Origin of the sequence: Nocardiopsis protaetiae (genome assembly GCF_045446735.1) — a bacterium.
Lineage (GTDB): Bacteria > Actinomycetota > Actinomycetes > Streptosporangiales > Streptosporangiaceae > Nocardiopsis > Nocardiopsis protaetiae.
In genome coordinates this window covers 1-4,158 of sequence record NZ_JBJJBV010000421.1, presented here as the reverse complement: position 1 = coordinate 4,158, position 4,158 = coordinate 1, and the positions used below count along the sequence as shown (strand labels likewise).

At 72.5% G+C, this 4,158-nt stretch carries 4 protein-coding genes and 1 tRNA gene; 4 read left to right on the top strand and 1 reads right to left on the bottom strand.

Annotation, left to right across the window (positions count from 1 at the left end; translation table 11 throughout):
* The first annotated feature begins 369 nt into the window (after positions 1–369).
* Together ACJOT3_RS33190 and ACJOT3_RS33185 are read left to right on the top strand one after the other, a co-directional pair.
* Positions 370–1,023: an SAF domain-containing protein gene (locus ACJOT3_RS33190; protein ID WP_406977091.1), complete on the top strand. Its 654-nt coding sequence runs from the start codon at positions 370–372 to the stop codon at positions 1,021–1,023.
* A 171-nt stretch (positions 1,024–1,194) separates the two neighbouring features.
* Entirely contained in the window at positions 1,195–1,602 is a 408-nt protein-coding gene (locus ACJOT3_RS33185) for an MscL family protein (protein ID WP_406977090.1), read from the top strand.
* A 69-nt stretch (positions 1,603–1,671) separates the two neighbouring features.
* On the opposite strand, the gene ACJOT3_RS33180 is transcribed toward ACJOT3_RS33185, so the two are convergent.
* The gene (locus ACJOT3_RS33180; protein WP_406977089.1) at positions 1,672–2,784 is read right to left on the bottom strand and encodes a D-alanyl-D-alanine carboxypeptidase family protein; all 1,113 of its coding nucleotides are present in this window, start codon (positions 2,782–2,784) and stop codon (positions 1,672–1,674) included.
* Positions 2,785–3,216: 432 nt separating this feature from the next.
* On the opposite strand from ACJOT3_RS33180, the gene ACJOT3_RS33175 reads away from it, so the two are divergent.
* Positions 3,217–3,289, top strand: a tRNA-Arg gene (locus tag ACJOT3_RS33175).
* Between the two features lie 303 nt (positions 3,290–3,592).
* Entirely contained in the window at positions 3,593–3,823 is a 231-nt protein-coding gene (locus tag ACJOT3_RS33170) for a calcium-binding protein (protein WP_406977088.1), read from the top strand.
* The last annotated feature ends 335 nt before the right edge of the window (positions 3,824–4,158 follow it).

Below are 4,158 nucleotides of genomic sequence, written 5' to 3'. Positions count from 1 at the left end.
AGCGGTCGGCGGCGTGATGCGCCCGAAGCCCGACACGACTCTGACCGAGGCCCCTGAGGGACCGCACACCCCCACACCAAGCCGTCATCGGCACGGCGCGCCCGGGGGCCGACGGCACCCGGAGCGAGACCGCCGAAGAGCCGCGCCCGGCCCCACCGCCGAACGGTCGGCGGGCGCGGCGCGCCCGGGACACGGCGGTGCCCCGACCCAAGTCACCGAGGAACCAGGCACGACTCCGGCACGCGATGCGCCGGGGCGAGGGACGGCTCGGACCGGCGCTGAGCGGGGGTGTCGGGCGGGTTCCAGTGGGCTGGAAAAGGGCCTGTGGATAACCGGTCGAGGCCAGGTCGGCGGCCTTATTTTGGGGTCATGACCGAGACCCCCCGCCCTCCCTACCGGCACCGCGGCGCGCTCACCCGTTTCGTGGACCGGCACCGTCGGACCCTCGCCGCCCTGCTGACCGCCGCCGCACTGATCGCCGCCGTCCTGGCGGTTCGTCCGCCGCCGCCCGCCACCGTCGAGGTCCTGGTCGCCGCACGCGACCTGGACGCCTCCGGGCCGCTGGCCGACGGCGACCTGGCCGCCCTCTCCCTGCCCGCCGCCCTCGCCCCGCGGGGCGCCCTGGAGGCGGGAGCCGCGACCACCGGCCGCACCCTCAACGCCCCCGTGCGCCGCGGGGAGGTCATCACCAACGCCCGGCTGGCGGACCCGCCCGCCCTCCCCTACGGCGGCGACCTGGTCGCCGTGCCCGTGCGGGTCGCCGACCCGGGGGCGGTGGCGCTGCTCTCCCCCGGCGACCGGGTGGACGTGCTGGCGGCGCAGGGCCGCGACGAGTTCGCGCCCGCCCGCGCCGGACCGGCCGCCGAGGTGGTCGGGGACCGGCCGGTGCTGGCCGTGCCGCCCGAGACCGGCCACGGCGGCGAGGGCGGGGCGCTGATCCTCATCGCCGCCAGCCCCCAGGAGGCCCGGGAGTTGGCCGGGCGCGCCGTCGACTCCCGGCTGTCGATCACCATTCGCGGTTGACCGCTGACCTTCTGTTCATCACCATGCGCAGTTGACCACTGACCTTTTGTGGTGAAAGCTGGCCGGGCGCCCCGCCCGCGTCACCCCCGTGCCCCCGGCGTGTGCGGGCACCGACCCCCCGGTGGAGGGCGCGTTCCGCACAGCACGTACGAGATATGTAGGGCTTTCGCCATGGATGGATTCAAGAAGTTCCTGCTCCAGGGGAACCTGGTGCAGCTCGCGGTGGCGGTCGTGATCGGCACGGTCTTCGCCAACCTGGTCACCGCGTTCACGGAAGGGTTCATCACCCCGCTGATCGGCATCTTCGGCGGGGTCCCCACCTTCAGCGACCTCTACTTCGAGATCAACGGCAGCCGGTTCCTGTACGGCGCGTTCATCGACGCGGCGGTCTCGTTCCTGCTCACCGCGGCGATCGTCTACTTCTTCGTGGTGATGCCGATCGCCAAGCTGATGGAGCGCTTCGTCAAGGCGGAGGAGGCCACCCACCGCGAGTGCCCGCACTGCTTCACCGAGATCAACAAGAAGGCCGACCGCTGCCCGGCCTGCACCAGCCAGGTCGTCCCCGAGACCGCCGTCTGACACGCCGCGGGGGCGGCCCGACGGGCCGCCCCCGGAGCACCCGCGCCCGCGCGGGTCCACAGCGCGCGTCTAGCGGGTGTACTCCCAGTGCCAGGGCTCGAACGGGCTCGACTTGGCCCAGGCGGGGTGGATCCAGCCGTGGTCGGCGCCGTTGGTCTCCATCCAGTTCCACTGCTCCGAGCGGAAGTTCTGGATGCCGCAGCCCAGGTCGATGGCCTGCCCCAGGCCGTGGTTGCTGGTACCCGGGACCGCGGCGAAGCCGGGGGGCTGCTCGGCGTACACGCGGTGCTGGTTGGGCAGGTCGCGGTAGGCGCTGTTGATGCACATGTTCTGGCCGAAGCGCTCGATGTACTTCACGTTGAGTTCGAGGAAGTCCACGGCGGCGTCGGCGCGCAGGAACTTGTCGTCGTAGAGCGCGCACAGGGCCTCCGACGGCAGCAGGCCGTTGGGGTAGCCGTTGGCCAGTTCGGCCTTGCTCGGGTCGCAGTTGGCGGCGGCCATGTACGAGTCGGGGTCGATGCCGCGCGCCTCCAGTTCGTCGGTGAGCGCCTGGGTGCTCTCCTCCGACCGGGTGCGCAGCCGCTCCACCTCGGCCCCGAGGGCCGCCTGCTCCAGCTGGGTCGTGGTCTGCAGCTCCTGGGCCTGCCCGGCCAGCCCCACCTGTTCGTCGCGCAGGTCGGTGGCGTCCTGGATGAGCGCCTCGTTGTTCTCCGAGAGCTTGGCCGCGTAGGACTGGGTCTGCAGGTCCTCGTCGAGGTCCCCGGCGACCAGGATGCCCAGCGGCCCGGCACTGGGCTGCTGGTAGAGGGTGCTGGCCAGCTGCGCCAGCGGTTCGCGCATCTCGCCCAGTTCCAGCTCGGTCTGCTGCAGCTCGTGGATGGTCTCCACGAGTTCGCTCTGGGCCTCCTCCAGCGCCTCCTGCCGCTCCGTGTAGTCGGCGGTGGCCTCCTCCAGCTCCTGGGCGGCCTGCTCGGCCTGCTCGCGCAGCTCTTCCAGGCTGGCCTCGGCCGGCGCGATCACCACCGGCGGCGGCGGGACCACGACCAGACCGGTGATCAGCAGCAGGGTGAGGGCCCGGGCGATCCCGGTGTGCCAGGCACGGTGGGGGACCGCGGACGGCCCACCACCCGTCGGCTCCGATACGCGGGGTTCCCGCCGCACCGGATCAGAGGTGAACGGCACGAATGTTCCTCCGGCTACTTCTCATCCTCGAACGCCTACGCGTGGCCGCAAGGCAACGTACTACATGTCCACTTGCGGTCACACGGGAACGACCGGCCGGGCCGCGCGAAATCCGGGGAGACACCGCTCCCCGTTCCGCGCGCGTCGCACGGCCACTGATGTCGTCGCTGGTCATCGCGGTGTTGTAGGTCACACGACCCGACCGCGCATGGTGCGCGGGGACGGATCGAGACCAAACCCGACAGTCCTCGTGAACAACATCACACCGCCACCAGGACAACCAATCGTAGGTCAGAGTACTCCGCCATGCACGCAGAGTCCCCCACCCGGGGGGCCGCGACACTTTTCAACACCCCGAGTACGCCCATCCTGGGTTAGGCTTGGCCCGGTGGCGGGGCAACGCATACCTGCGCCCGCCCCGGATCGACCCATGGCTCCATAGCTCAGGGGATAGAGCACCGCTCTCCTAAAGCGGGTGTCGCAGGTTCGAATCCTGCTGGGGCCGCACGGTTTGGCCTGGGGTTCCTCCTTTCGGAGGAACCCCAGTTCGTATTCAGGGCCCCAGTGCACCTCGGCCCGCACACCTCTACGCGTCGTCCGGCGGCGCCGATCCCATCCGGCCAACAGCACCTCTGGCCGCCGCCGCGAGTACCGAGCCCGGTGAACCGCCGGAGCCGCGTGGACCCGGTCGGCCGTTCGCCAGGCATCGGAACGGACTTCGCCCCGGAACGCCGTGTCGTGATGACAACGCAGAGTGATCGTCCGATGATGGCTGCGGTAGCAGCAGCACCATCCGGGGGGCCACGGGATGAAGGATGCGGACGGAGCGCGCCGCGACGACCACGACGACGCGCCGAGGCCGGAGACCCGGCCCCGACAGCGCGGCGGCTCTCCCGCGGCCATCGCCGAGGCCCTGCACCGCACCCCGCACCCGGGCCCGCAGCACTGGGGCGGCCCCCGCCCGCGCAAGGCCGAACCCGACCCGTTCTTCTCCAGCAAGCTGGTCCCGCCCCCGGGCGAACGCCCCCGCCGCCGCTGAGCGGCCTGCCGCGGGCTCTCGCACCGCCCAACACCCGCGCCACCGCCCACCCAGGCGAACGGCCGCGCCGCCGGACCGAGCACCTGCACCGCCGCTGAGCGGCCCCACCCCGGACGAGCAGCCGCGCCACCGCCGGGTTCTCCCACCGCCGAACACCCGCACCGCCGCCCACCCGAGCGAACGGCCGCGCGCCGCCGGACCGAGCACCCGCGCCACCGCTGAGCGGCCCCACCCCGGACGAGCAACCGCGCCACCGCCCACCCGGGCGGGTGACCTCACCGCCGAGGGCCCACACCACCACCTGTCCGGGCGAACGGCCGCGCCGCTGGACCGAG

Coding starts and splice junctions, on each gene's coding strand:
- ACJOT3_RS33190 (WP_406977091.1), top strand. CDS start 370: ATGACCGAGACCCCCCGCCCTCCCTACCGGCACCGCGGCGCGCTCACC.
- ACJOT3_RS33185 (WP_406977090.1), top strand. CDS start 1,195: ATGGATGGATTCAAGAAGTTCCTGCTCCAGGGGAACCTGGTGCAGCTC.
- ACJOT3_RS33170 (WP_406977088.1), top strand. CDS start 3,593: ATGAAGGATGCGGACGGAGCGCGCCGCGACGACCACGACGACGCGCCG.